The 26671-nt window shown below is 53.6% G+C and carries 23 protein-coding genes; 19 read left to right on the forward strand and 4 right to left on the reverse strand.

From position 1 onward, the window contains the following. The first annotated feature begins 10 nt into the window (after positions 1-10). Genes lepA through pdxJ form a run of 6 tightly spaced genes read left to right on the forward strand, consistent with a single transcriptional unit; the run spans position 11 to position 5734 of the window. On the forward strand, positions 11-1807 hold the full coding sequence (lepA, locus tag IEW52_RS03105; RefSeq protein ID WP_188628606.1) for a translation elongation factor 4: 1797 nt from the start codon (positions 11-13) through the stop codon (positions 1805-1807). 2 nt (positions 1808-1809) lie between these two features. After that, entirely contained in the window at positions 1810-2724 is a 915-nt protein-coding gene (lepB, locus tag IEW52_RS03110) for a signal peptidase I (RefSeq protein ID WP_188628607.1), read from the forward strand. Beyond that, the gene (gene rnc / locus IEW52_RS03115; protein ID WP_188628608.1) at positions 2724-3392 is read left to right on the forward strand and encodes a ribonuclease III; all 669 of its coding nucleotides are present in this window, start codon (positions 2724-2726) and stop codon (positions 3390-3392) included. The genes lepB and rnc overlap by 1 nt, the downstream gene beginning before the upstream one ends. Next, complete coding sequence (gene era / locus IEW52_RS03120; protein WP_188628609.1) at positions 3389-4294, forward strand: GTPase Era; 906 nt, start codon at positions 3389-3391, stop codon at positions 4292-4294. Before rnc ends, era begins: the two co-directional genes overlap by 4 nt. Then, entirely contained in the window at positions 4294-5004 is a 711-nt protein-coding gene (gene recO, locus IEW52_RS03125) for a DNA repair protein RecO (RefSeq protein ID WP_373286210.1), read from the forward strand. Before era ends, recO begins: the two co-directional genes overlap by 1 nt. Then, positions 4997-5734 carry a pyridoxine 5'-phosphate synthase gene (gene pdxJ / locus IEW52_RS03130; protein WP_188628611.1) on the forward strand — a complete coding sequence of 246 codons (738 nt, stop codon included), beginning with the start codon at positions 4997-4999 and terminating at the stop codon, positions 5732-5734. The genes recO and pdxJ overlap by 8 nt, the downstream gene beginning before the upstream one ends. 90 nt (positions 5735-5824) lie before the next feature. On the opposite strand, the gene barA is transcribed toward pdxJ, so the two are convergent. Then, on the reverse strand, positions 5825-8521 hold the full coding sequence (barA, locus tag IEW52_RS03135; protein ID WP_188628612.1) for a two-component sensor histidine kinase BarA: 2697 nt from the start codon (positions 8519-8521) through the stop codon (positions 5825-5827). Positions 8522-8601: 80 nt separating this feature from the next. Here barA and rlmD point away from each other — a divergent pair, with 80 nt between their 5' ends. The 5 genes from rlmD to IEW52_RS03160 all read left to right on the forward strand — a co-directional run bounded on the left by rlmD (position 8602) and on the right by IEW52_RS03160 (position 14532). After that, positions 8602-9918 (forward strand): 23S rRNA (uracil(1939)-C(5))-methyltransferase RlmD, encoded by a 1317-nt coding sequence (rlmD, locus tag IEW52_RS03140; RefSeq protein WP_188628613.1) that lies wholly within the window; start codon positions 8602-8604, stop codon positions 9916-9918. A 9-nt stretch (positions 9919-9927) separates the two neighbouring features. Further along, the gene (gene relA, locus IEW52_RS03145; RefSeq protein WP_188628614.1) at positions 9928-12144 is read left to right on the forward strand and encodes a GTP diphosphokinase; all 2217 of its coding nucleotides are present in this window, start codon (positions 9928-9930) and stop codon (positions 12142-12144) included. Positions 12145-12264: 120 nt separating this feature from the next. Further along, positions 12265-13074, forward strand: coding sequence for a nucleoside triphosphate pyrophosphohydrolase (gene mazG / locus IEW52_RS03150; protein WP_188628615.1), 810 nt, complete (start codon positions 12265-12267; stop codon positions 13072-13074). Between the two features lie 191 nt (positions 13075-13265). Continuing rightward, positions 13266-13925 carry a tetratricopeptide repeat protein gene (locus IEW52_RS03155; RefSeq protein ID WP_373286212.1) on the forward strand — a complete coding sequence of 220 codons (660 nt, stop codon included), beginning with the start codon at positions 13266-13268 and terminating at the stop codon, positions 13923-13925. Positions 13926-14082: 157 nt separating this feature from the next. Further along, entirely contained in the window at positions 14083-14532 is a 450-nt protein-coding gene (locus tag IEW52_RS03160; protein WP_188628616.1) for an Rrf2 family transcriptional regulator, read from the forward strand. 78 nt (positions 14533-14610) lie between these two features. Here the strand turns inward: IEW52_RS03160 and IEW52_RS03165 are convergent, their stop codons facing one another. Continuing rightward, the gene (locus tag IEW52_RS03165) at positions 14611-15876 is read right to left on the reverse strand and encodes an HlyC/CorC family transporter (RefSeq protein ID WP_188628617.1); all 1266 of its coding nucleotides are present in this window, start codon (positions 15874-15876) and stop codon (positions 14611-14613) included. Between the two features lie 65 nt (positions 15877-15941). Further along, complete coding sequence (locus IEW52_RS03170) at positions 15942-16730, reverse strand: cytochrome C assembly family protein (protein WP_188628618.1); 789 nt, start codon at positions 16728-16730, stop codon at positions 15942-15944. A gap of 143 nt (positions 16731-16873) precedes the next feature. Between IEW52_RS03170 and ffh the strand changes: the two genes are divergently transcribed. The 6 genes from ffh (at position 16874) to IEW52_RS03200 (ending at position 21989) form a co-directional block, all read left to right on the forward strand. Continuing rightward, positions 16874-18259, forward strand: a complete 1386-nt coding sequence (gene ffh / locus IEW52_RS03175) for a signal recognition particle protein (RefSeq protein ID WP_188628619.1) — start codon at positions 16874-16876, stop codon at positions 18257-18259. Positions 18260-18469: 210 nt separating this feature from the next. Further along, the gene (gene rpsP / locus IEW52_RS03180; protein ID WP_188628620.1) at positions 18470-18721 is read left to right on the forward strand and encodes a 30S ribosomal protein S16; all 252 of its coding nucleotides are present in this window, start codon (positions 18470-18472) and stop codon (positions 18719-18721) included. 25 nt (positions 18722-18746) lie between these two features. Beyond that, a complete protein-coding gene (gene rimM, locus IEW52_RS03185) occupies positions 18747-19268 on the forward strand; it encodes a ribosome maturation factor RimM (protein WP_188628621.1) in 522 nt (173 codons plus the stop codon). A gap of 27 nt (positions 19269-19295) precedes the next feature. Beyond that, positions 19296-20045 (forward strand): tRNA (guanosine(37)-N1)-methyltransferase TrmD, encoded by a 750-nt coding sequence (gene trmD / locus IEW52_RS03190; protein WP_188628622.1) that lies wholly within the window; start codon positions 19296-19298, stop codon positions 20043-20045. A 32-nt stretch (positions 20046-20077) separates the two neighbouring features. Then, positions 20078-20440, forward strand: a complete 363-nt coding sequence (rplS, locus tag IEW52_RS03195; protein WP_188628623.1) for a 50S ribosomal protein L19 — start codon at positions 20078-20080, stop codon at positions 20438-20440. 367 nt (positions 20441-20807) lie between these two features. Continuing rightward, the gene (locus tag IEW52_RS03200; RefSeq protein ID WP_188628624.1) at positions 20808-21989 is read left to right on the forward strand and encodes an MFS transporter; all 1182 of its coding nucleotides are present in this window, start codon (positions 20808-20810) and stop codon (positions 21987-21989) included. A gap of 368 nt (positions 21990-22357) precedes the next feature. Here IEW52_RS03200 and mutH read toward each other — a convergent pair whose 3' ends face one another. Continuing rightward, positions 22358-23035, reverse strand: coding sequence for a DNA mismatch repair endonuclease MutH (mutH, locus tag IEW52_RS03205; protein ID WP_229667767.1), 678 nt, complete (start codon positions 23033-23035; stop codon positions 22358-22360). A gap of 665 nt (positions 23036-23700) precedes the next feature. Between mutH and rppH the strand changes: the two genes are divergently transcribed. Beyond that, the gene (gene rppH, locus IEW52_RS03210; protein WP_188628625.1) at positions 23701-24213 is read left to right on the forward strand and encodes an RNA pyrophosphohydrolase; all 513 of its coding nucleotides are present in this window, start codon (positions 23701-23703) and stop codon (positions 24211-24213) included. Between the two features lie 49 nt (positions 24214-24262). After that, the gene (gene ptsP, locus IEW52_RS03215) at positions 24263-26527 is read left to right on the forward strand and encodes a phosphoenolpyruvate--protein phosphotransferase (protein WP_188628626.1); all 2265 of its coding nucleotides are present in this window, start codon (positions 24263-24265) and stop codon (positions 26525-26527) included. Positions 26528-26671: the final 144 nt, after the last annotated feature.

Genomic DNA, 26671 nt, shown 5'->3' on the forward strand with positions numbered 1-26671 from the left:
TTATTGCATCATGAAGCATATTCGTAACTTTTCCGTCATCGCTCACATAGACCACGGCAAGTCCACCCTGTCCGATCGCCTGATCCAGGTGTGTGGCGGCCTATCTGACCGAGAAATGCAGCAGCAAGTGCTCGATTCTATGGATCTGGAGCGCGAGCGAGGCATTACCATTAAAGCTCAGAGTGTGACCCTGAACTACCAGGCTGACGACGGCGAACAATACCAGCTCAATTTTATCGATACCCCGGGGCACGTGGATTTCTCTTATGAGGTATCGCGTTCTCTTGCCGCCTGTGAAGGCGCCTTGCTGGTAGTGGACGCGGGTCAGGGCGTTGAGGCACAAACTCTGGCCAATTGTTACACCGCGCTGGACATGGATCTGGAAGTGGTGCCGGTACTGAACAAAATCGACCTGCCCCAGGCCGAACCCGAGCGGGTGGCCGAAGAAATTGAAAACATAGTGGGTATCGACGCCATGGATGCGGTGCGTTGTTCCGCCAAGACCGGTCTGGGTGTCGATGCCGTACTGGAAACCATAGTGCGCCAGATCCCGCCGCCAGAGGGTAACCCCGAAGGCCCGCTGCAGGCGCTGATCATCGACTCCTGGTTTGACCCTTATCTGGGCGTGGTGTCGCTGGTGCGCGTCAAGCACGGCAACCTGAAAAAGAACGACAAGATCAAGGTGATGAGCACCGGCCAGGTATGGGGTGTGGATCGCATTGGTATTTTTACCCCAAAGCAGAAAGATACCGACGGCCTGAATTGCGGTGAAGTTGGCTGGGTGGTGTGTGGTATCAAGGAGATCCACGGTGCACCTGTGGGCGATACCCTGACCCACGCCAAGCACGGTGCAGACAAGCCGCTGCCGGGCTTCAAGAAAGTGAAGCCTCAGGTGTATGCGGGTTTGTTCCCTATTTCTGCCGATGACTATGAAGCCTTCCGTGATGCCCTCGACAAGCTATCGCTGAACGATGCGTCCTTGTTCTACGAGCCAGAAACCTCCAACGCCCTGGGCTTTGGTTTCCGTTGTGGCTTCCTGGGCATGCTGCACATGGAAATCGTTCAGGAACGCCTGGAGCGGGAATACGATCTGGACCTGATCACCACGGCACCCACAGTGGTGTACGAAATTGTTCAGACCAACGGCGAAACCATTCATATTTCCAGCCCATCGAATTTGCCGCCGCTCAACAACATTGAAGAGCTGCGCGAGCCGATTGCCGAATGTAATATTCTGGTGCCGCAAGAATACCTGGGTAACGTGATTACCCTGTGTATCGAAAAGCGTGGCATGCAGACCAATATGGTCTACCACGGCAACCAGGTGGCACTGAGCTACGATATTCCCATGGCCGAAGTGGTGCTCGACTTCTTCGACCGCCTCAAGTCGTGCAGCCGGGGTTACGCCTCGCTGGATTACAGCTTCAGCCGCTTTGAAGTCGCCGACATGGTACGATTGGATATCATGATCAACGGCGATCGCGTTGATGCATTGGCGAATATTACCCATAAAGAAAATGCCTTGTACCGAGGCCGTCAGCTGGTGGAAAAAATGCGCGAGCTGATCCCGCGCCAGATGTTCGATATTGCCATTCAGGCGTCCATCGGCAGCCAGATTATCTCGCGCAGCACGGTGAAAGCCTTGCGCAAAGACGTGACCGCCAAGTGTTATGGCGGCGACGTCAGCCGGAAGAAAAAGCTGCTGGCCAAGCAGAAAGAAGGTAAAAAACGCATGAAGTCATTGGGGCGGGTAGACATTCCGCAAGATGCCTTCCTGGCGATTCTCCACGTGGGTAAGGACAAATAATTATGGCAAGCAACTTTGCCCTGATTTTAGTACTGGTTACCCTGGTGAGCGGCATTATCTGGGCCTGTGATAAATGGCTGTGGGCGCCCGCCAGGGCGCGCAAGATTGCCGAAGCACAACAGGCTCATGGCAACAAGGTAGATGCCGCCGTGGTGGCTCGCGCCGCCAAGGTGCCGGGCTGGATTGAGCAGGCGCGCTCCATCTTTCCGGTGATCGCCGTGGTGCTGGTCTTGCGCTCGTTTATTTATGAGCCGTTTCAAATTCCGTCCGGCTCCATGATGCCGACCTTGCTGGTGGGTGATTTCATTCTGGTAGAAAAATTTGCCTATGGTCTGAAAGAGCCGGTGGGTAATACCACTCTGATTGCAACCGGCCAGCCCAAGCGGGGCGATGTGGTGGTGTTCAAATATCCGGAAGATACCCGGGTTGACTACATCAAGCGTGTTATCGGCCTGCCCGGAGATCGTATTGTCTATCAAGACAAGCAGCTGTTTATCAAGCCGGCTTGTGAGGGGGATAACTGCCCCGATTTTGCTCCTGTAGAATTGGACCCGCTGCAAAAAGGGGAATTTTCTCAGATGGGGGTTGAGCTGGAACGTTACCGTGAAAGCCTGACCGAGCAGACGCATGATATTTTGCGCAACCCCATGTTACCGGACCGGGTGTCCATGTATTACCGTCAGCCAAATACGGCACTAAATGAGTGGGTGGTTCCTGCCGGTCACTACTTTACAATGGGCGACAACCGAGACAACAGCACCGATAGCCGGTTCTGGGGTTTTGTGCCCGAAGAAAATTTAGTGGGTAAGGCAGTGGCTATCTGGATTAGCTTTGAATTTGAACGCAACGCCGACAGCTGGCTACCTGCCTGGGTGCCCAGTAATGTCCGCTTCAGCCGCATAGGCGCAATTCGTTAATGAAAAAACTGAATATATTACAAAAAAAACTGGGATATACCTTTAACGACGAAGCCATGCTGGTGCGTGCTCTCACGCACCGCAGTGCCGGCTCTCGTCACAATGAGCGACTGGAGTTTTTGGGTGATTCCCTGCTGAGCATGGTGATTGCCGATGCCCTTTTTCACCGTTTTCCTAAGGTGAACGAAGGTGATATGTCACGCATGCGTGCCACTCTGGTTCGAGAAAAAACCCTGGCCGAACTGGCGCGGGAGTTTGAACTGGGCGATTATTTGATCCTGGGACCGGGTGAGCTGAAAAGCGGCGGTTTTCGCCGCGAGTCCATTCTGGCGGATGCGGTAGAGGCATTGATTGGTGCCGTTTATCTGGATGCCAATATCGAACAGATGCAAACCATGCTGCTGTCCTGGTATGAAGATCGACTGAACGGCATTCAGCCGGGCATCGATCAAAAAGATCCCAAGACCCGGTTGCAAGAGTTATTGCAAGGCAAGCGCAAGCCGCTGCCAACCTATACGGTGGTGAATGTGATTGGTGAAGCCCACAATCAAAAGTTTACCGTGCATTGTCACATTGAAGGCATGCCAGAACCTGTGATTGGTCTCGGTACCAGCCGCCGCAAGGCCGAGCAATCTGCCGCCGAACATGCCTTGGAAGTATTGCTATGACAGCTGAAGAACAAACTTATTGTGGCTTTATTGCCATTGTCGGCCGCCCGAACGTGGGTAAATCGACCCTGCTTAACCAGTTACTGGGGCAAAAGGTCAGTATTACCTCGCGCAAGCCACAAACGACCCGTCACCGTATCATGGGCATCGATACGGTCGGCGCGTATCAGGCCATTTATGTGGATACCCCCGGGTTGCACATCGAAGAAAAGCGGGCCATCAACCGTCTGATGAACCGGGCAGCCAGCAGCTCGCTGGGCGATGTGGAAATGGTGGTGTTCATGGTGGAGGGCACCAAATGGACAGCCGACGACGAAATGGTGGTCAACAAACTGCGCCGCATGGACTGCCCGGTGGTGCTGGCGATCAACAAGATTGATAACGTTGAAAGCAAAGAAGAGCTGCTGCCACACATGCAGTGGCTGGCCACCAAGATGGATTTTGCCGACATAGTGCCGATTTCGGCGGAAAAAGGCACTAATATCGATACCATTGCCAAGCTGGCTCGATCTCGTTTGAAACCGTCTTTGCACTATTTTCCCGAAGACTATATTACCGACCGTTCGTCACGTTTTATGGCGGCCGAAATCATCCGCGAAAAGCTGATGCGCTTCATGGGTGAAGAACTGCCCTATTCGGTGACGGTAGAAATTGAAGACTACAAGGTCACCGAGCAGGGCATAGTGCACATCAACGGCCTGATCCTGGTCGAGCGCAGCGGCCAGAAGCGCATGGTGATCGGCAACAAGGGCGAAAAGCTGAAGATCATCGGCACCGAAGCGCGACTCGATCTGGAGCGATTGCTCGAGCAAAAAGTGTTTCTCGAGTTGTGGGTCAAGGTGAAATCGGGCTGGGCCGATGATGAACGAGCCCTGCGCAGCCTGGGGTATGGTGACGATTGATGACGGCGCATGCCGCCTTCGTTATTCACAGTCGCCCCTATCGAGAAACCAGCCAGCTGGTTGAGGTATTTACTCGAGAGCAGGGGCGTCAGAGCCTGGTTGCCAAAGGGAGCCGTCAGCCGCGCTCTCCGCTTAAAGGGCTGTTACAGCCCTTTGTGCCGTTGGCACTTACCTTTGCCGGCAAGGGCGAGTTGAAAAACCTGCATCGCGCAGAGGCCACGGCACCCGCCATTCGCCTTACGGGGACCGCCCTGTACAGCGGCCTGTATCTCAACGAACTGATTTATTACCTGCTGGAAACCCATACCCCTTTCGACGAGGTGTTTGAGGCCTATCACAAGACGCTGATGAATTTGGCCAATGGTGAAGGAATTGAACCCTGCCTGCGTCATTTCGAGTTTTATATGTTAAATATACTGGGCTACGGCGTGGATTTTACTATCGACGCCGACAGTGGTCAGGCCGTTGATCCTGGCGCCTGGTATCAGTATCAATCGGAGTCCGGCTTTGTTCGCCTTGCCAAGCCCGAGCCGGGCGCCTATGCCGGGGATCACCTTTATGCACTGGCCGAGCTCGATTTGACCCGAGCCGATGTGCTGGTCTCTGCCAAACGTTTCAGTCGTCAGGCACTGGCCCCTTATCTGGGAGGCCGGGCCTTGCGCAGTCGCGCCCTGTTTATCAAAGGAAAGAGAGGAAGTCGCAGTGAGTGAATTGTATTTAGGCGTAAATATCGATCATATTGCCACTTTGCGTAACGCCAGGGGAACCAGTTATCCGGATCCTGTTGCGGCGGCATCACTGGCCGAGCAGGCGGGCGCAGACGGTATTACCGTGCACCTGCGCGAAGACCGACGTCATATTATCGACCGCGATGTCGAGATATTGAGCCAGACCATTCAAACCCGCATGAATCTTGAGATGGCGGTTACCGACGAGATGATCGATATTGCCTGTCGGATCAAGCCGGCGTTTGTGTGTCTGGTACCGGAAAAGCGTGAAGAAGTGACCACCGAAGGTGGTCTGGACGTGGCCGGACAGCTCGACAAGGTTGGGGCGGCGGTGGCGCGCCTGACCGAGGCGGGAATCAAGGTGTCTTTGTTTATCGACGCCGACCGTGCCCAGATTGATGCGGTGGTCAAAACCGGCGCGCCCTATATCGAGATCCACACCGGCCATTATGCCGATGCCCCCAACGAAGCCGAGCGCTGTGCCGAGCTGAAGCGCATTGCGGCGTCGGCGTCTTATGCCCACGATGCCGGACTCAAGGTTAACGGTGGTCACGGCCTGCATTACCATAATGTAAAGCCCATTGCCGCCATCCCCGAGATGCTGGAGCTGAACATCGGCCATGCCATTATCGCCAGAGCCGCCTTCGACGGTCTGGAGAAAGCCATCCGCGACATGAAACGCCTGATGCGCGAAGCCCGCCAAGGCGTCTAAAAAACCGGGATTCGGGACTGGGGAGTGGGGATTTGAATGTCGCTGTCCCTAGCTCCGAATCTTCTAATCCCCAGTCCCTCATCTCAGCAGTTACAAATAGGCCTTCGCTTCTTCCCGTACCTGGGCGATGCGCTCTTCCAGCTCCAGCAATTCGGGCTCCAGCTCTTCTATGGTCTGCTTGGCCAGCAATGCCTTTTCCAATTCCGCCACCAACGACTGCAGTTGGGGTACGCCGCAATAGGCGGTGCCGCCATGCAGCTTGTGCAACGGCGGGTACAGCTGCTGCTCATCCAGATTTCCCGACAGGGCGGCATTGAGCAGTGGGCCGAACTCGTCAAAACTCTGTAGCAGCAAGTCGAGCATTTCTTTGGCCAGCGTGGGCTTGTTCCCGGCCTGGCGGATAGCCAGTGACCAGTCAATCTGTCCCTTGATTTTAGGCTGATGGGCATAGCGCTTGATGATGTTGGCCAAGATGGTTTCGTCTATGGGCTTGGCCAGGTAATCATCCATGCCCTGGTGCATCAGTCGGTCACGCTCCCCCTGAATGGCGTGAGCGGTAACGGCCACTATCGGGGTGCTGGCATTGGGGCCATTACCGGCGCGAATTTCCTGAGTGGCCTGAATACCATCGAGCAACGGCATCTGTATATCCATAAAGATGATGTCGTAGCGATTCACCGTGGCCAGGTTAAGCGCTTCCTGGCCATTGGAGCAGCTTTCAACCTGGCTGACCTGTTCATTGAGCATGGCGCTGATCAGCTTCAGATTGGCGGGATTGTCATCCACGGCCAGTACCCGCAAAGACTGTTTTTGCGCCGGAGGCATCAGCGTAATCTGCAACAGCCCTTCATCCTCGACAGTGTCTTGCCCCATCAGCGCCTGGGCCAGCTTTTGATAATGCACCGGCTTGCTCAGACAGAGCTCGGCGCCGGCATCGACAAGGCCATCAGCCAGGGTAGGATCGGTAGAGCTGAGTAACACTACTACCTTGTGGTTGTGCGCGGTCTGTTGGCGAATCGCCTGCTCTATCTGGCTGGGGAGGGCGTTGGGGCCAAAGCCCAGCAGGGCACAATCTATGGTTACGCTGTCACTGGGCTCGTGCAGCACCCGCACTCCCCATTCCTGCAGCAGGGCGGTGGTGGCCCGACGACTGTAATTATCTTCTTCGAGATAGAGCACGGTTTTATGACTGAGTTCTCCCAGTGGTAATGGCTCGGCCAGGGGGAGTGACGCGCGGTTAAGCTCGAGGGTAAAGCTGAACACGGAGCCGGTACCCAGCTCCGAATGCAGCTCCATTTCACCGGCCATCTGATGTACCAGCTTTTGGGTAATGACCAGGCCCAGACCGGTACCGCCATAGCGACGGGAAATACTGGAATCCGCCTGATTGAACGCCTGAAACAGCTGGCGGCGCTGGCTGTCGGAAATACCAATGCCGGTATCCTGCACATGAATGCGCAGCGCCGCCTTGTCGGGCTGATTTGCCGGGCGGGCATCCACGCGAACATCGACGTTGCCCTGTTCGGTAAATTTAACCGCATTGCCCACCAGGTTGGTTAACACCTGTTGCAGTCGCAAGGGATCGCCAATCAGGCCATCCTGAACGGCGGCATCGACCCGCAGTGATAACTCCAGGCTTTTGTCATGGGCGCTGGGGGCAAGTAGCGTCATCACTTCTTGCAGGGTGTCGCGCAGTGAAAAGGGAATCTGCTCCATTTTCAGTTTGCCCGCTTCCAGCTTGGAGAAGTCGAGAATATCGTTGATGATGCCCAGTAGATTCTGCGCCGATTTTTCGATGGTTTTCAGGTAGTCGAGCTGGTTGGAAGTGAGCCTGGTTTTTTGCAGCTGGCGGGCAAAACCGATAACGCCATTGAGCGGCGTGCGCAGCTCGTGGGACATATTGGCCAGAAACTCGGTTTTGACCCGTGCCGCTTCCTGGGCACGTTTTTTTGCCATATCCAGTTCAATATTCTGAATTTCTATCTGTTCCAGGGTTTCGCGCAGATCGGAGGTGGCCTGATCGATATTCTGCTGCATTTCTTCATGATATTCAGAGAGCGATTTGGCCATGGCATTAATGCCATTTTTCAGCATTTCCATTTCACCGGTAAACTCGCCGTTTACCCGGGTATCGAGTCGGCCTTCACGGATCATGTAGACGGCTCTTACCATGTCCGAGATGGGCTGTGACACGCCGCGGATCAGCCTGACGCCAAACAAGGCACTCAAGCTCACTCCCAGCAAAACAATCAGACCGGCAAAAAAGCTGTCTTTGTAATGGACCAGCATGGCCGAGTCGTTGGTCAGCTGCATGGCAATATAGCCGATGGGAATGGCTGACACTTCTTCCCAGGAGGAGTCGGTCTGAATATTGTCGGTGAGTACCGGGGTGCGCAAAATAATACCGTCTTCACCGCTGGCGACCTGGGTGGCGCGGGGAATAGCAGCTCCGTCGGGCAGACGCATGCGGTTAAAGTCACGATGATAGTTGGAGGTAACCAGCAATCGACCCTGCTCATCAAACAGGGCAATGGATTTGACCAGGGGGCTGTTATTGCGATGAATGTTGCTGAGCAGACGATTGAGCGCTTCCCGGTTGCGGCTGGTTAATGCCAGCTCGCTGGCCAGCGCCATGGGCTCGATCACGTTGATCCCCTGGCGGATCAGCGCTTCTTCCAGCTGCTGATAACGGCTCACGGAAAAATACCCGGCCAAAAAGATGCCAATGAGCAGGGTGGGTATTATGGTATAAGCGAGTATTCTGGCTCGCAGGCCGTATTTGGTCATAGTGGGCTAATGTGGGACAATGCGCGCATCAAATCAACAGATGCTTATGATGACATAGCCGCATCGAGGGCTCCACGTTTATGGTTCAGTTCTTTAAGGAAAGCAAGTCCAAACCCCAGAACCAGCCGTTGTTGGACGTGACTGTTGTCGACGTGAATATGCATGGAGTCGGCATGGCACGCCATCAGGGGCGGCCACTGTTTGTGCCCGGCGCGCTGAAAGGCGAGCAGGTTCGTGTTCGGCTGCAAGTACAAAACAACAAATATCAGTCTGCCAGTCTGCTCAAGGTGCTCAAGCCCGCTCCCACACGGTTGAAGCCTTTTTGCAGCTACAGCGCCGACTGTGGGGGCTGCTCATTGCAGCATATGCCGGTTGATGAGCAACGCACCTTGAAAGCTGGTGCCGTCAGTCGGCTGTTTGCCCGCCAGGGGATTGAACCGCTGCCCGAGCTGGAATGGCTGGAGCAAGCTCAAGATCAGGGATACCGACGCGTGGCGCGGCTGGCGATTCGCCTGCAAGGTAAAGGGGTAGCTCTGGGCTTCAGGCAGAGCCAGTCTCATCAACTGGTTGAAATCGAGCATTGTGGTGTATTACGCCCGGTGTTATCGGCCCTGATTACGCCGTTGCGTCAATTGTTGAACCAGTTGAAAGCACTGAAACAGCTGGGTCACCTGGAGCTGTATGATGCAGCCGAAGGCGTAGCCTTGCTGTTACGTCATACCGGCATTTTCCCGCCACGTGATCTGGAGTTGCTGCTGTCGTTTGCACAAAGCAAAAATATCGCGTTGTTTTTACAGGATGATCATGGGCGCAGGCCTTTACATGTGCCATTTTCACTTTATTATCAGATAGATAATATAAAGCTGTCTTTTACGCCTGGCGACTTCATTCAAATTAACGCCGCCCTTAATGCGCAAATGATCAGTCAGGCCCAGGCCTGGCTTGCCCCCGAACCCAAGCAACCGGTACTGGATTTGTTTTGTGGTATCGGTAACTTCTCTTTACCGCTGGCAGCCGCGGGTCATCCGGTGACCGGGGTAGAAGGGGTGATGGAAATGGTAGAGCAGGCTCGAGGCAACGCCGAAGATAATGATTTGGCTCATGCCACTTTCTATCGGGCCGACCTGGCGGCAGACTTTACGCAAGAGCCCTGGGCTCGGCAGGGGTTCGAGCGAGTAGTGCTTGATCCCGGTCGGGCGGGAGCCGAGCAGGTTATACCCTATTTATGCCAGATGGCACCCAAGCGACTGTTGTACGTGTCTTGCAACCCGGTGACACTGGCTCGAGACAGTCAGCTGTTACTGGCGGCGGGGTACCAGCTTACGCGGCTTGGTTTGATTGATATGTTTCCCCATACGGCACATTGCGAAGCTATGGCCTTGTTTGAACACAGTTAAGGGGTAGTTATGGTTGCAGTACGCAATACTCATCTCACAGTTAACTTTAGCCTGAACGAATGGGCAAATAGCCTGCCGTTTTCGGTAGACGAGCAGGAACAACTGAAAGCGCTTTATGAGTATTGCCTGCAGCTCAAGGTGCCTGCCGAAACCTTGCCCCGATTGCAGACGCAAGGCATAGAAATGGTCGGTATTCTGCTGACCTTGAGCATGGACATGGACACCATAAAAGCCGCCTTGCTGTATCCTTTTCTCGAACATGGCTCCCTGACCCTGGAGCAGGTCAGCACGGATTTTGGCGCCACCATCAGTGGTTTGCTGCAGGGCGTGGTGGATATGGAAGCCATTCGCTCGCTGCAGCATGTGCATGGCGATACCCGCTCCGAAGTTCAGGTTGACCGTGTTCGCCGCATGTTGATGGCCATGGTGGAAGATGTACGCGCCGTGGTCATCAAGCTGGCCGAGCGTATTACCTGCCTGCGAGAAGTAAAAAATGCCGATGAAGAAACCCGGGTATTGGTGGCAAAGGAAATTGCCAATATCTATGCTCCACTGGCCAATCGCCTTGGCATAGGCCAGCTGAAGTGGGAGCTGGAAGATCTCTCGTTTCGTTACCTGCATCCAGATACCTACAAGCGGATTGCCTCGCTGTTGCACGAGAAGCGACTGGCCCGCGAAGCCTATATCGATGAATTTGTAGCAGGCCTAAAGTCGTCGCTTGCCGAGTCGGGGATTCATGCCGAGGTCTATGGGCGACCCAAGCATATCTACAGTATCTGGCGCAAAATGCAGAAGAAAAATCTGGATTTTGATGAGCTGTTCGATGTGCGAGCGGTGCGGGTAGTGACCGATCACTTGCAGGATTGCTACGGTGCGCTGGGGGTGGTGCATACCCAATGGCGCCATATTCCTCGCGAGTTTGACGATTATGTTGCCAATCCCAAACCCAATGGCTATCAATCGATTCATACCGTGGTTATCGGGCCTGAAGGCAAGACGGTGGAAATTCAGATCCGTACCGATCAAATGCATCAGGATGCCGAGTTGGGGGTGGCCGCCCACTGGAAGTACAAGGAAGGCAGCAGCGGCGCCACCAAACAAAGTGGCTTTGAAGATAAAATTGCCTGGCTGAGAAGGCTGTTGGCCTGGCAAGAAGATATGGCCGAAAGCGGCTCCTTGGTGGATGAACTGCGCAGCCAGGTATTTGAAGACCGAGTTTATGTGTTTACCCCCAAAGGCGAAGTGGTGGATATGCCACTGGGTGCCACGCCGCTCGATTTTGCCTACTATGTTCACAGTCAGGTTGGCCATCGCTGTATTGGCGCTAAAATTGACAGCCGTATAGTGCCATTTACCTATCAGCTGCAAACCGGCGATCAGGTTGAAATCATCACCCAAAAACAGCCTAATCCCAGCCGCGACTGGATGAATCCGAGTCAGGGCTTTTTACGCACCAGTCGCGCACGCTCCAAAGTGGGCACCTGGTTCAAGAAGCAGGATCGAGACAAAAACATCGTTGCCGGACGAGAAGTGCTGGAAAAAGAGCTGGACCGCCTGGGACTGACGTTTTCCATGCTCAACAAACCGGTGCTGGAGCGCTTTAATGTGGCGCACCTCGACGACTTGCTGGCGGGCATTGGTGGCGGTGACTTGCGTATCAATCAGCTGCTTAATTTTTTACAGTCGCAACATAAAAAGCCCACCAGTGCCGAAGAAGATGAAGCCGTGCTGCGCCAGTTGGAATTGAAGGCCGCCAAAAAAGCACCGGACAGCAAGGGCAAGGGGCACGTGGTGGTACAGGGCGTTGGCAACCTGTTAACCAGCATAGCCCGTTGCTGCCAGCCGATTCCCGGGGATGAAATTATCGGTTTTATTACCCAGGGGCGAGGCATTTCCATTCATCGCAGCGACTGCGAACAATTGAAAGAATTGCAAAGCCAGCATCCCGAGCGGGTGGTGGATGCGGTATGGGGTGAAAACAATGCCGGTGGTTATCAGCTTACCCTGCGGGTGGTGGCCAACGATCGTTCGGGGCTGTTGCGGGACATCACCACCATTCTGGCCAACGAAAAAATCAATGTTACCGAATTCAGCAGCCGTGCCAATCGCAAGCAACAGACGGCTACCATGGATATGGAACTGAACATCTACAACATCGACACTCTGAGCCGCGCCCTGGCCAAAATCAGCCAGCTGCCGGACATCATAGAAGCGAAAAGGCTATAAAGACGGCCGTACGCCGTACGCCGTACGCCGTACGCTGTAAGTCAAAGCAAGACGTAGATGGTCTTTCACGTAAGGCGTAGCGCGTATGACGTACGGCTGTTTTCACACAGGAATTCAGGCATGAAGCAGCAAGATTACTCACTCGACGACCTGCTGGCCATTATGGCGAGGCTAAGAGATCCCGAGCAGGGCTGTCCTTGGGACAAAAAACAAAACTTTGCCAGCATAGTGCCGCACACCCTGGAAGAAGCCTACGAAGTCGCCGACACCATAGACAGAGGGGCGATGCACGAGCTGCCGGGGGAGCTTGGCGATCTGCTGTTTCAAGTGGTGTTTTATGCCCAGCTTGGCAAAGAGCAATCGCAGTTTGATTTTAACGATGTGGTGCAGGCTATCAGCGAGAAGCTGGTGCGCCGTCATCCTCATGTGTTTGGCGATGCCGCCTTTAACAGCGAAGCACAAGTCAAGGCCAACTGGGAGCAAGTCAAAGCCGAAGAGCGCCAGGCCCTGGATAATACCGCCACCAGTGTGCTGGATGATATTCCCCGTAATTTGCCCGCCCTTACCCGAGCCAACAAGATACAAAAGCGCTGTTCTGCGGTCGGTTTTGACTGGCGAGAACTGCCACCGGTGATCGACAAGATCCACGAAGAACTGGATGAAGTGATGGCCGAGCTAAAACCGCCCGCACCAGAGCAGGATCAAGATCGTATCGCCGATGAGCTGGGGGATGTCTTGTTTGCCTGTGTCAATATGGTGCGTCACCTTAAACAGGATCCGGAAGCGGTGCTGCGGCGCGCCAACGACAAGTTTGAACGCCGTTTTCGGGCCGTTGAGCGGGCGCTGCACAGCGATGGTAAAGACAGCCGCGCCTGTACGCTAGAGGAACTCGACGACTACTGGCGCCAGGCCAAGGTAGAGCAAGGCTGATACCATGTGCAGAGTAATAAGGGGAGTGTAAAGGGTAACCATATGCTTCCTTTATCACGCCTGCCACTGACTTATAAACACTCAATCTTTTACCTGCTCTGCCGATATGCTGTGCAGGAGGAACGCCAATGAAAGCGCAATACGGATTATTATTGCTGTGCTTGAGCCTGCCGGTGCTGGCCGCCGAAGGTATGGATACCGTTACCGATGAGGTAAATACCACTGTTAAAGAAACGGCAGTGGCGGCTCCCAGCTCTGGGCCACTGGCGCAACGCGAGCCCGAAAATGATGAGCTGCGAGCCGTTCCCTTGTATGAAGAATATGAGTTGATCGAGTGGATTAATGCCAATCGCCACCTGCAGCAGGTGCGCGACAAGGATCACTGCCAGCTGGTGCAGGATATCGAAGCCAGGGCCGAGGTCTTGCGCCTGCCTGCCTATCAGTTTTTATGGGGCGACATGCTGGCCTGGGGGGTGTGTGTTCCCCAGCAATCTCGTCGCGGGCTCACCATGCTCTGGAAAGCGGCGGATCAGGGCTTGCCGGCGGCACTGGAGCAACTGGGCCGCTATTATTATCAGGGCACACTGGTACAGAAAAATCGAGAGCGGGCGGCCCCTCTGATGCAGGAGGCGGCCAGTCTGGGGTTGGAAAAAGCCCAGTTTACCTGGGCGCGCTGGCTGCTGAATGGCATCGGCAGTCCGCTCGATTACCCCCAGGCTTATTTATGGCTTAAGGAAATGGTGATTGCCGATAAAAAACAACACCAGCAAGCTGAGCGCCTCAGCAATGCGCTTGCGGCAAGAATGCCGGCCCACAAGGTTAAAGAGTTGAATAACAGGCTGTTATTTTAAGTTTAAAGGCTAAATGTTATTCTACGGCGCTTGAAAAGTGCTCGGCCCTGAGGCGTTGTTTTATCTATTGATGGGCTGTTATTGACATTAAATGTCACACATTGGAATACTAATGTGTATTATATATGTACGTTTTGCTCATTCAGGATATGCCAGCATGAAGTTGACCACCTATACCGATTTTGGTCTGAGAACCCTGATGTACCTGGCGACCTTGCCCGAAGGTGAGCTTTCTTCCGTTGCCCGGGTGTCCGAGATATACAATATCTCGCGTAATCATCTGGTCAAGGTGGTTAACCAGCTGGCGCGCGAAGGCTATATTCGTGCGGTACGTGGCAAGAACGGGGGAATTTGTCTGGCGCGGTCTCAGGGCGACATTAATGTGGGGCAGGTGATCCGCGCGCTTGAAAATAACCTTAATGGCATCGACTGTGGCAGCCCGGCCTGCTATCTGGTGCGGGTGTGTCGTCTGAAAGGAGCCTTGCAGCAGGCCATGGAAGCCTTCCTGCAGGTGATGGACGGTTATACCCTTGCCGATCTTACCGGCAATAAAGACGAGCTGATGGTCATTTTCAGCGAGTTAGAGCCTGCAAACCAGACCGATTAAACCGCTCTTGGCCGTGGGTGCCCAAGCCCGGCAAGCGGGTTTGATCACCCGCGGCTTCCTGCTGGCTGAGCAGGTTATTTACTGGTAATAATGCGGCAGTACTTTAACCAGCTTCACCATGTTGTTTTCCACATCCAGAATCTCAATCGGATAACCGGCGATCCGCAAGCCGATATTGGCCTCCGGGATGTCCTCCAGGTATTCGATGATCAGGCCATTCAGTGAGCGCGGCCCGTCATTGGGGAGTTGCCAGCCGAGTTCCTTGTTGATATCGCGGATGCTGGCCGAGCCTTCTATCAGATAAGTGCCATCAGCCTGGGGTTTGATTTCTTCACTCAGGGTTGGGCTGATAGTGGTGGTAAAGTCCCCGACTATTTCCTCCAGAATATCATCCAGCGTGACCAGCCCCTGAATATCTCCGTATTCATCAACAATCAGACCAATGCGCTCTTTGTTACGCTGAAATTTCACCAGCTGTACATTCAGAGGGGTGGCTTCGGGAATGTAATACAGCTCACGCAGGGCGCGCATCATGTTGGATTTGCTGAATTCGTCCTTGGCCAGCAGGCGCAGCGCATCACGGGCGTGAATAAAGCCCAGCGCATCATCTATGTTGTCTCTGTACAGCAACACCTTGGTATGGGGGCTTTGCATCAGGCGCCGGCTGATGGTTTTCCAGTCCTGGGTGATATCGATACCGTAAATTTCGTTACGTGGCACCATGATGTCATCCACGGTTACCTTCTCCAGATCCAGGATAGACACCAGCATATCCTGGTGACGACGAGGGATCAGGGCGCCGGCTTCATTCACTATGGTGCGCAGCTCTTCCGAGCTGATGGCATTGTCTTCCTGGCCATGAGGATTGATGCGAAACAGCAGCAGCAGACCATTGGAAATGGCATTAATCATCCATACCGCCGGATACAGAATCACCATCAGTGGCTTGAGCAGCAGCGAGGCCGGAAACGCCACGCGTTCCGGATAAAGCGCGGCCAGCGTCTTGGGCGTTACTTCGGCAAAAATAAGTACCACTACCGTCAGAGCCACAGTGGCAATGGCCACTCCGTAGTCGCCAAACAGGCGGATGGCGAGCAGGGTGGCAATGGCCGATGCCAGAATATTGACCAGGTTATTACCGATCAAAATCAAGCCGATCAGCCGGTCTGGCCGAGACAGCAGCTTTTCCACTCTAAGCGCCGACTTGTGGTTATTTTGTGCCAGATGCCGCAACCGATAGCGGTTCAGCGACATCATGCCGGTTTCCGAACTGGAAAAAAAAGCAGAAATAAAGAGTAGTGCTATCAGGATACCGCCAAGGGTACCCGTGGATATTTCGTCCAAGCAGACCGTCCTGTGTCATAAAACCAATCAATTACTACGTTGTTGTTCGCATGCTATCAAGTAAGTTAACCCAGCAACACCTCGCGTACGAAGCGGCTGCCAAAATAGGCAAGCGTCAACAACAGGCTGCCGGCCACGCTGGTCCAGATGACTTTGCGGCCCCGCCAGCCAAGGCGATGATGTCCCCAGAGTAAACCGACATACACACACCAGGCAAGGATGGTAAGAATGGCCTTATGCGCCTTGCCGGGGCCGAACATATCCTGCAAAAAGAACAGGCCGGTAGAAATAGACAAGGTCAGCAGCACCACTCCCACAAACATGAGCCGGAACAGATAGCGTTCTATGGTCATCAAAGGGGGCATGGCGGGTAGCTTGGATAGTTTGTGTGATTTCAATCGGTTATTGAGGAAGCCCAGCAAAATTGCCAGCAAGGAAGCGATGACCAGCAATGAATAGGACATCAGTCCCAGGCCGATGTGCAATAACACTTCGGGGCGGGTTTCCAGATGCATGCTGTAATAGCCGGGCAAAAGCAAATCAGCCGCCAGCAGCAGGCCGGCAAAGCCGTAGACCAGCGGCATCAGTAACCAGATTTTGAAGCGGGTCACCAGCAGCGACATCAGCACGCAGATGATAAGGCTGACCAGAGATGCCACATTGAGCATGCTCAGGTTTTGCCCGGGAACCAGCACGACGGTGTCGAATAGCCAAAGGCCGTGCAGCAAAATAGCGCACAGCGCCGCCAGCAGGCTGTAGCGGCGACGCTCGTTTTGAGGGTTGAGCATGTTATGCACACAGGCGAAGGCCGCCAACAGATAAAATGCCATCGCCAAAACAGCAAGCAATTCCATAATGAATTTAAGCCATTAACCGGTGAAATAAGAAGAATTGTCAGTATACCCTTAACGCCAAGCATATCGCCACCCAGCCTGCTTAAGTTCGGCGGATAACTTGGGTATACTAGGGGTAATTATCGCCAATTGCGGGCTACATCATGTTTGAAAATCTTACCGAAAGATTGTCACGTACCCTGAAAAACATCAGTGGTCGCGGTCGTCTGACCGAAGACAATATCAAAGAAACCCTGCGTGAAGTGCGCATGGCGCTGCTGGAAGCCGATGTTGCGCTGCCGGTAGTACGAGAATTCGTTAACCGGGTCAAAGAGCGTGCCGTTGGTCAGGAAGTCTCCAAATCCCTGAGTCCGGGCCAGGCTTTCATTAAAATAGTGAACGCCGAACTGGTCTCGGTCATGGGCGAAGCCAACGAGGAACTCAACCTGTCGGTGACGCCGCCGGCGGTGATCCTGATGGCGGGTTTGCAGGGTGCGGGTAAAACCACTTCTGTGGGCAAGCTGGCCAAATACCTGAAAGAGCGGCACAAGAAAAAAGTACTGGTGGTGAGCACCGACGTGTATCGTCCTGCGGCCATCAAGCAGCTGGAAACGCTGGCTGCCGATCTGAACGTGGAGTGCTTCCCCAGTAATATCGAGCAAAATCCGGTAGATATTGGCCGCAATGCGCTGGATTACGGTCGCAAGCAATTCTTCGACGTCTTGCTGGTGGATACTGCCGGTCGTTTGCACGTTGATGAAAAAATGATGGATGAAATCCAGCAGCTGCATCAGGCCATCAACCCGATTGAAACCCTGTTCGTGGTTGATGCCATGACCGGTCAGGATGCGGCCAACACCGCCAAGGCGTTCAGCGAAGCACTGCCCTTGACCGGTGTGATACTGACCAAGGCCGATGGTGATGCACGCGGTGGTGCCGCGCTGTCGGTGCGCCACATTACCGGCAAGCCGATTAAGTTTATCGGTATGGGTGAAAAAATCGAGGCCCTTGAACCTTTTCATCCCGAGCGTATTGCCTCGCGTATTCTGGGCATGGGCGACATGCTGTCGCTGATCGACCAGATGGAACGTTCGGTCGACAAAGACAAAGCCGCCGAAATGGCGCAAAAGCTGAAAAAAGGCAAAGGCTTCGATCTGGAAGATTTTCGCGATCAGCTGGCACAAATGCGCGACATGGGCGGCATGATGAGCCTGATGGATAAACTACCGGGCATGAGCCAGTTACCCGATAACGTAAAAGATCAGGTAAATGACAAGCTGACTGTGCGCATGGAAGCCATTATCGGCTCTATGACACCCAAAGAGCGCCGTCATCCGGACTTGATCAAAGGATCGCGCAAGCGCCGTATCGCGCTCGGTTCCGGCACCGAAGTGCAGGAAGTAAACAAGTTGCTCAAGCAGTTTACCCAGATGCAGAAAATGATGAAAAAGATGTCTGGCAAGGGTGGCATGCGCAAGATGATGAGCCAGATGAAAGGCATGATGGGCCCGGGCGGCATGGGCGGTGGCGGGGGTCGCGGCCCCTTCTAATCGTACTGTTTAATCCGTACTCCAGGCACAACACAGTCATCAAGCCGGTAACGGGCCTCGCCATAAACAGATGGCAGGCTGATTATTGGCGGTGGCTGCGTGCCAATTTGGTTGCATTGTCAGCGCATTGGAGTACAATTGCGCAGCTTATTTTAAGCCAAGGTTCGCACTGTCTGCGGACCTTGTTTGTTTCAGTATATAGAGGACGATATGGTAACCATTCGTTTACAACGTGGTGGCGCAAAAAAGCGTCCGTTCTACCAGGTAGTTGTTGCAGATAGCCGTTATGCTCGCGATGGTCGTTTCATCGAGAAAGTAGGTTTCTTCAACCCTATTGCTTCTGGCCAAGCAGAAAAACTGCGTTTGGACCTTGAGCGTATCAACCATTGGGTTGGCCAAGGCGCTACCGTGTCTGAGCGTGTAGCCAAATTGGTAAAAGACGCAGCCAAAGCAGCGGCCTAAGTCTTGTTAAAGGTAGGGAATTAAAGTGAGCGAACCTGTAGTTGTAGGCCAACTGGGCGCCGTTTACGGCATTAAAGGTTGGTTGAAGGTCAACTCCTTTACCGACCAACCAGAAGGCATTTTCGATTATCGGCCCTGGCTGATGAAAGACGGTAGCAACTGGCGTGAAATTCAGGTAACTGCGTGGAAGCGTCATGGCAAGGGTCTGATTTGCAAACTGATCGACATCGATCAGCGCGAACAGGCACAATTGCTAACCGGCACCGACATCGCGGTGAGTGCAGCTTCTTTTGCCGCATTACCCGAAGATGAATTCTACTGGCGCGATCTTATCGGTTGTCGGGTGAAGAACACCAAAGGCTATGATTTTGGCTTGGTGACTCAGCTGATGGAAACCGGTTCTAACGATGTGCTGGTAGTAAAAGCGAATGCCAACGATGCTTTTGGTCAAAGCGAGCGGTTAGTTCCGTTTGTGGAAGATCAGGTAATAAAGTCTGTGAATATTACAGACAGCATCATAGAAATTGATTGGGAACCGGATTTTTAACTCGAGTCACATTGCGCGGAGAGAATCATGTGGATAGGGGTTGTTAGCCTCTTCCCGGAGATGTTCCGGGCAGTATCTGACTATGGAGTAACCGGGCGGGCCGTAAAAGATGGCCTGCTGACATTTGAATGCTGGAATCCACGGGATTTCACCCGGGACAAACACCGCACTGTCGATGACAGACCCTATGGGGGCGGACCCGGGATGCTGATGATGGTTCAGCCACTGCGTGATGCCATAGCGGCTGCGCGGCAAGCGGCGGGCGAGGGAGCTAAAGTTATTTATCTTTCTCCTCAGGGTCGCAAGCTGGATCAGCAAGGCGTAACCGAACTGGTCACCAATAAGAAACTTATTCTGGTCGCCGGTCGGTATGAAGGAGTGGACGAGCGGGTAATCCAGGCCGATGTCGACGAAGAGTGGTCGGTGGGGGATTATGTGCTCAGTGGTGGTGAGTTGCCGGCCATGGTGCTGGTGGATGCGGTGGCCCGTTTGGTGCCCGGCGTTCTGGGTGACATGGCGAGTGCCGAGCAAGACTCCTTCACAGAAGGCTTGCTGGATCATCCTCACTACACGCGTCCTGAACAACTGGCGGGAATGGCCGTTCCCAAAGTGTTGTTGAGTGGCAACCACGCCGAGGTGGACAGTTGGAGAATGCAGCAGTCGTTGGGTCGTACCTGGTTAAGAAGACCGGAACTCTTAAACAACCTAGCTCTGACTGACGAGCAAGAGCAGCTTCTTGCCCAATTCGTTCGCAATCATCGCGAATCAGAACAGTAGAGTTTTCAGTTTACCCTAGGTAAGGAAATATCATGAGCAACATCATTAAGCAGCTTGAAGACGAACAATTGCGTACCGATATCCCTGAGTTCGGCCCAGGCGATACCGTACGTGTACAAGTACGCGTTGCCGAAGGCGGCAAAGAGCGTCTGCAGGCTTACGAAGGCGTGGTAATTGCCGTTCGTAACCGTGGCCTGCACTCTGCATTCACCGTGCGTAAAATTTCTAACGGTGAAGGCGTTGAGCGTACTTTCCAGACTCACAGCCCGTTGATCGGCAGCGTAGAACTGAAGCGTCGTGGCGCCGTGCGTCGCGCCAAGCTTTACTATCTGCGTGATCGTGCCGGTAAGTCTGCTCGTATTAAAGAGCGTCTTACTCCGCGCGGCAGCAAGTAATAAGCCGACCGGTTGTGTCAAAAGGCCCGCATTTGCGGGCCTTTTTGTTATGTGCCGGCAGGGAGGCGTAAGACGAAAACAAAGCGGTACGCCTTACGCGGTATGCCGGACGTACAAGACAAACATCGGTCTTGGGTCGGTGTTATGCTTTATGCCGTCATGCTGATACTGAGTTGAGTTCAGCATGACGAAGCTTCAGTATCGGCATGACGGACCCGGTATCTGCTTTTCTGTTTTAAAGGCAAGATCCAGACCTTCGTCAGGATGACGGCTTACGTGTAAGATAGGCACCGAACCTGATTCTTTACTTACAGCGTAAGGCGTACAGTGTGATACGTGTCACTTGGTTTTGAGATAAGGAATTCAAATGCCTATTACGGTGTGGGGTCTGGCGGTGGCCCAGGCGTTGCTGATGTCGGGTAATATACTGCTGGTGTCCATTTCGGCACTGGTGGGACAAGAGCTGGCCGTTCATCTGGCGTTAATCACCCTGCCCATTGCTTTTCAGTTTCTGGGGCTGATTATCGCCACCTTGCCTGCGGCGCACCTGATGCAGAAGCTGGGGCGCAAGACAGGATTCGTGCTGGGCAATCTTGTTGGCCTGTTGGGCACCTGGGTGGCATTGCAGGGACTGATAGCGAGCAGCCTGACTGTGTTTTCGCTTGGTACCTTTTTGATTGGCATCGCCATTGGAGTGGGGCAGCAATACCGCTTTGCCGCCCTGGAAGCCTGTGCGGTTGCCCTGCATTCCCGCGCCATCAGTATGGTGATGGCCGGTGGGGTATTGGCGGCGATAATCGGGCCCAATCTGGCAATATTATCTCAAGACTGGCATGCGGCCAGCCCTTATGCCGGTGCTTTTTATGGCCTGTTTGGTCTGTATCTGGTGGCTTTGTTATTAATCGTGCTGCTGCCTCTTCCCAAGCCAAGCATTCTTCATGTGCAGACCGAAATCAGAAGCTATCGTGCATTGTTTCGCCAGCCTTTACTGCTGGCAGCAGTGGCCTCCGGCATGATTGGTTATGGCGTCATGGTGTTGATCATGACCGCCACGCCGCTGGCAATGAATCATCATCAACACGACTTTAATGCCACCGCCCATGTGATCCAGTGGCATGTACTGGGCATGTTTGTGCCGTCCTTTTTTACCGGCAGCCTGATCCGGCGCTTCACTACACGCAGAGTCATTTTATGGGGCTGTGCCGCCTTGTTGTTGAGCGTGGCAGTTAATTTGTCGGGGCAAGGATTTTGGCATTACTGGCTGGGCTTACTGTTGTTGGGCGTAGGCTGGAACTTTACCTTTATCGGCGCTACGCATTTACTGACCTTCAGCTATCTGCCCGCCGAAAAAGCCAAGGTGCAGGGAATTAACGAGTTTCTGGTATTCACGGCGGCGGCTCTGGGCAGCCTGTTTGCCGGCCAAGGGCTGGTATTGTTAGGGTGGGCATGGCTGAATCTGTTTGCCATCCCCTGGATTTTGCTGGTTGCCATGCTGATTTGGCGACTGAAGGAACAGACGCCAAGCATAGCTATCAGCGAACAGCCCTAAGCCTGTCTCTTAGTCACAAGTCGCTAGCAAGTAAATAATGCACAGAGCCAGCTCGGTAGCTTCCTCCGACACGCTTCAAGCACTTCCATGTGGCGCTCAGCACATGACTTCCCTGTCATGTGATGGTCGGCTGAGGCTATCCCAGCAGCCTCTTCTTAGCCTCTGAGCTGTCGGCCGGTAATATTGACAGACCACTGTGCTGCCAATGGGAAGGCAGAGGGTGTCTGCTCAGCCGACCATCCGCGCCAAGGATGGCGCGGCTGAGCCTACAGGGACCGTATTTACGGCGAGTCGGGGGAGCGGGCACTTTGTCCGACCTTTTGTAGAACAACCAAATAGATCAGTTATTTAATCTATTTGTTCTAAGTCTAAAGCATGAAATGCCGGGCCAGCAGGGCGGCGGTAAATTGTGTTTTCAGGTAAAAACCCCGGGGCAGCGTCATAATTGCCTGACCCTGGTCGCCAATGGCTTCGGTCAGAGCACGACTGTTGGCGGCCTTGGGTCTTAGCTGCAATACCTGGCCGTGTCGTGCGCTGATATTCTGTACCTGGCCCAAGCTTATCAATTCCATGATCTCTTCCCAGTCCTGGCGTAACAGGTGTTCTTGCTCTGTACTGGGCTGCCATAATAAAGGCTGGCCAATCATTCTGTTACCCGGCGCCAGGCTACGCTCGCCAATAATGGGGATCCACAACACGCAGGACAGCTTGTTGCGTACATTTGAGTCCTGCCAGCGCAGGCCGCTGATCCCGGTGAGCGGTGCCACACTTACAAAGGTGGTTTCCAGTGGCTTGCCCCGGCTGTCTACCGGGATCGTTTTCAGCTCTACACCCAGTTCGGGAAAATCCTGCTCTGGCTTGGATCCGGCACTGGCACCTAATGCCTGCTCCAGCAGCTGACCAATCCAGCCTTTGTCCCTTCGCAGATTTGGTGGCGTGGCTATCGCCTGCATCTCTGCCAACTCCCTCAAAGACAAGCCGGCCAGCTGTTCGGCATTGTTCAGCAAGCTGGGGATGGAAGCGGGTCGTTTAGCGTACTTGTTCACAATACCCAACCTCCATGAAAAATTGACTATCGAATCAGCTGTTTATGTAAGCTAATGATTTAAAGATACTTATAGATTAACTTATTGTCGCAGGCCCAGATGCTAGGCCATGTACTGCTTTGCCCGATCTATAAACAGCTTGCTATACCAGTTTATCCACAGAAATTCTGGATAACCGCTGACAACAACAATTTTACTATTTTAACCGAGTATGAATAGCAATAAATTGCATTTTTTTGTTGCTGCTGCCACTTTGTTTATAGGGTGATTGTGGATAACTTACTTGTGGTTGTTTTTTGTACAGTGAAACTTGCTAACAATGAAGGCATTTTTGTGTGGGCTGTGAAAAGATCCAGCAAGATCCTTTTTTGTTGAATTAAGTTGTTGATTTTAAAGAGTTGTATTTTTGATTTTTAACGTGTTTTCCTGTGTTATCAGCAGCCGTTATAAGATAAGATCGCAAGCTATACAGCCTTTATCACAAGCTTATCCACACAATTTGGGGGAAAGCGGATCGGTAGAGATTCTTTTCTGTTTATAACTATTGACAAAAACACAAGTTATTCAACGTTGCTGTAACGCCCCCAGGTTTACAGCATCATTTGCCGGGAATAGGGGAATATGGAACAATCCTTTCTATGTTATTTTTTTAGTCTGGTGATTGCGTGATAGATGGTGACGGCTTTCGTCCCAATGTAGGCATAGTGCTCTGCAGTCGCAAAGGCCAGGTGTTATGGGCCAGACGCTACGGGCAACATTCTTGGCAATTCCCCCAGGGGGGAGTAGACGACGGCGAAACGCCGGAACAGTCCATGTACCGAGAATTGTATGAGGAAATCGGGCTCAGGCCCGAGCATGTGACCTTGCTGGCGGTGACTCGTCACTGGCTAAAATACAAGCTGCCCAAGCGCCTGGTGCGCTGGGACAGCAATCCTGTATGCATTGGCCAGAAGCAGAAGTGGTTTTTGTTGCGACTGGAATCTGAAGACGAAGCACATATTGAGTTTGGCTGTCATGGGCAGCCCGAATTCGATGATTGGCGCTGGGTCAGTTACTGGTACCCGGTGCGGCAGGTGGTTTCTTTCAAGCGCGAAGTCTACCGACGGGTATTGAAGGAGTTTGCCCCCATTGTAATGGCAGAACAGGGCCGACGAGACGGCCGAAAACGGCACCGATAAAAGCGAGCCGTACGTTTGGCGCATATCAGTATTTAAGGAGTAGGCGGCAGTGTTAAAGGAATTGCGGGAAATCGTTCAACAGGTAACGGCCAGCTCTGACCTTAATGACGCCATGAATGAATTGGTGCGCCAAACTCGCCATGCCATGCAGGTGGACTGCTGCTCTATTTATTTGCGTCAGCCCCACAAGCAGAATTATCTGCTGGCGGCCACCGATGGCTTGGCTGCCAGCGCCGTCGGACGTGCTAAAATTCCGCTCGGCGAAGGCATTGTCGGTCTTATCGGCGATAAGGAAGAGCTGATAAACCTGGCCGATGCCCGCTCTCATCCCAAATTCAAGTACCTTCCCGAAGCACGAGAAGACGCCTTCATCTCTTTTCTGGGGGCCCCCATTATTCACCAGCGCACAACCCTGGGTGTATTGGTGGTTCAGCAGAAGCAGGAGCGGCTGTTTGAAGAAGGGGAAGAATCTTTTCTGGTGACCCTGGCCTCTCAGCTGGCGACCGTGATTGCTCATGCAGAAGCAAAAGGCAACTTGCTGTCACCCAACTGGCATGGGGTATTGCGGGGTCTGGCAGGCTCTCCCGGGGTGGCAATAGGCCGCGCCTGGGTATGGCGCCCCAGAGTCACCTTTGATCAGGTAAAGGCGCGTAAATCGGACGATGCACAGCTGCAGCATGCCCGGTTAAACAAGGTACTGATACAGGTCGAAGACGAGCTGAATGGCATGGCGCTGCGTTTTCAGGAGTCTCAGTCGAGTGAGTCGGTGGCGGTCTTCGAGGTGTATCAGTACATTCTTAAAGATCCTATGTTCATCAGCCTGATCCGGGCAGAAATTGATCAGGGCTGGATTGCCGGCAGTGCGGTAAAACGGGTATGCGAGCAGCAAATTTCCCAGTTTGGCGGAATGACGGATCCTTATCTGCGCGAGCGGGCGGCGGACATTCGTGATCTGGGGCAACGGTTGCTGACCCGGCTGATCCACGAAGACGAGGGCATGTTGACCCTGTCTCTGGATAAACCGATTATTCTGGTGGCTGACGAAATCAGTGCCACCCTGATTGCAGAGATCCCGCCAAACAAGTTAAAGGGCATCGTCTCGGCCAAGGGCTCGATCAACTCACACGCCGCCATTCTGGCCCGTTCCATGGGGATTCCGGCGGTCATGGGCATTGATCATACTTTTGAATTGCTGGAAGACAGAACCCTGATCGTCGATGGCTATAACGGGGATCTACTGGTTGAACCTGTGCCATCGGTATTGCGGGAATATCGCAGACTGATCGCCCAGGAAGAGCAAATGGACGAGCTGTTTGCCTCCACCCGGCTGGAAAAAGCCATCACCCTGGATGGCATGCCGGTGTCGCTGCTGCTCAATGCCGGCCTGAGTGCCGACAGCGATGTGAGTAGCAACGATACGGTGGACGGCATAGGGCTGTTTCGGACCGAAATTCCATTCATGATGCGTGACCGCTTTCCGTCTGAGCAGGAGCAGGTGATCGGCTACCGCCGGGTGATGGCCAGTTATGTGGGCAAGTCGGTGTGCATGCGCACCCTGGATGTGGGCGGTGACAAGCAGCTGCCATACTTCCCCATTGTTGAAGAAAACCCCTTTCTTGGCTGGCGCGGCATTCGTCTGACCCTCGATCATCCGGAAATTTTTCTGGTGCAGTTAAAGGCGATGCTGCGCGCCAGTCAGGGCCTGGATAATCTGTCGATCATGTTGCCCATGGTGACCAACCTGGACGAAGTACGAGTGGCGCGGCGCATGCTGGATCGGGCCTGGCGAGAAGTGTCAGACGAAACAGCCGAACAAAAAGGAGAAATTCGTTATCCCAGTCTGGGGGTGATGATAGAAGTACCTTCTTTGTTATATCTGCTCCCGGATCTGGCGCCACTGGTGGATTTCTGGTCGGTTGGCACCAATGATCTGACCCAGTATCTGCTGGCGGTGGATCGTAATAACGGTCGGGTGGCCAATATTTACGATGCCTTTCATCCTGCGGTGTTACGCGCTTTGCAGCAAATTTTTGACGAAGCCGAGCGTTATGGCAAGCCGGTATCCATTTGCGGAGAGCTGGCCGGTGACCCTATCGGCGTATTGGTGTTGCTGGCCATGGGCTATCGCCGCTTCAGCATGAATAACAGCAATATCATGCGTATCAAGTACATAGTACGGCAGTCTCGTTTTGATGAGCTGCAGAAACTGTTGCAGGAAGTGCTTAATCAGCAACAGGTGGGCATCATCAAAGACCTGTTCGGTCGCTATCTTGAAGAGCGTGGCCTGGGTGGTCTGCTGCGTGGCCCACGTTAATCTTCCGTTTCGTCTGCTGCGTTGATCATTAGCGAGTAATGGTAGGCCGGTTTACGGCTTGGCACTCTAGCCTGGCGATGCCGTAAATGGGTTAAGTCTGGTATTTATTCCTGTCAAATTGCACAATACCCACTTTTGCTGCTG

Origin of the sequence: Oceanisphaera marina (genome assembly GCF_014643915.1) — a bacterium.
In the GTDB taxonomy this organism is placed as follows: Bacteria; Pseudomonadota; Gammaproteobacteria; order Enterobacterales; family Aeromonadaceae; genus Oceanimonas; species Oceanimonas marina.

Coding starts and splice junctions, on each gene's coding strand:
- lepA (WP_188628606.1), top strand. CDS start 11: ATGAAGCATATTCGTAACTTTTCCGTCATCGCTCACATAGACCACGGC.
- lepB (WP_188628607.1), top strand. CDS start 1,810: ATGGCAAGCAACTTTGCCCTGATTTTAGTACTGGTTACCCTGGTGAGC.
- rnc (WP_188628608.1), top strand. CDS start 2,724: ATGAAAAAACTGAATATATTACAAAAAAAACTGGGATATACCTTTAAC.
- era (WP_188628609.1), top strand. CDS start 3,389: ATGACAGCTGAAGAACAAACTTATTGTGGCTTTATTGCCATTGTCGGC.
- recO (WP_373286210.1), top strand. CDS start 4,294: ATGACGGCGCATGCCGCCTTCGTTATTCACAGTCGCCCCTATCGAGAA.
- barA (WP_188628612.1), bottom strand. CDS start 8,521: ATGACCAAATACGGCCTGCGAGCCAGAATACTCGCTTATACCATAATA.
- rlmD (WP_188628613.1), top strand. CDS start 8,602: ATGGTTCAGTTCTTTAAGGAAAGCAAGTCCAAACCCCAGAACCAGCCG.
- relA (WP_188628614.1), top strand. CDS start 9,928: ATGGTTGCAGTACGCAATACTCATCTCACAGTTAACTTTAGCCTGAAC.
- mazG (WP_188628615.1), top strand. CDS start 12,265: ATGAAGCAGCAAGATTACTCACTCGACGACCTGCTGGCCATTATGGCG.
- IEW52_RS03155 (WP_373286212.1), top strand. CDS start 13,266: ATGGATACCGTTACCGATGAGGTAAATACCACTGTTAAAGAAACGGCA.
- IEW52_RS03160 (WP_188628616.1), top strand. CDS start 14,083: ATGAAGTTGACCACCTATACCGATTTTGGTCTGAGAACCCTGATGTAC.
- IEW52_RS03170 (WP_188628618.1), bottom strand. CDS start 16,730: ATGGAATTGCTTGCTGTTTTGGCGATGGCATTTTATCTGTTGGCGGCC.
- ffh (WP_188628619.1), top strand. CDS start 16,874: ATGTTTGAAAATCTTACCGAAAGATTGTCACGTACCCTGAAAAACATC.
- rpsP (WP_188628620.1), top strand. CDS start 18,470: ATGGTAACCATTCGTTTACAACGTGGTGGCGCAAAAAAGCGTCCGTTC.
- trmD (WP_188628622.1), top strand. CDS start 19,296: ATGTGGATAGGGGTTGTTAGCCTCTTCCCGGAGATGTTCCGGGCAGTA.
- rplS (WP_188628623.1), top strand. CDS start 20,078: ATGAGCAACATCATTAAGCAGCTTGAAGACGAACAATTGCGTACCGAT.
- IEW52_RS03200 (WP_188628624.1), top strand. CDS start 20,808: ATGCCTATTACGGTGTGGGGTCTGGCGGTGGCCCAGGCGTTGCTGATG.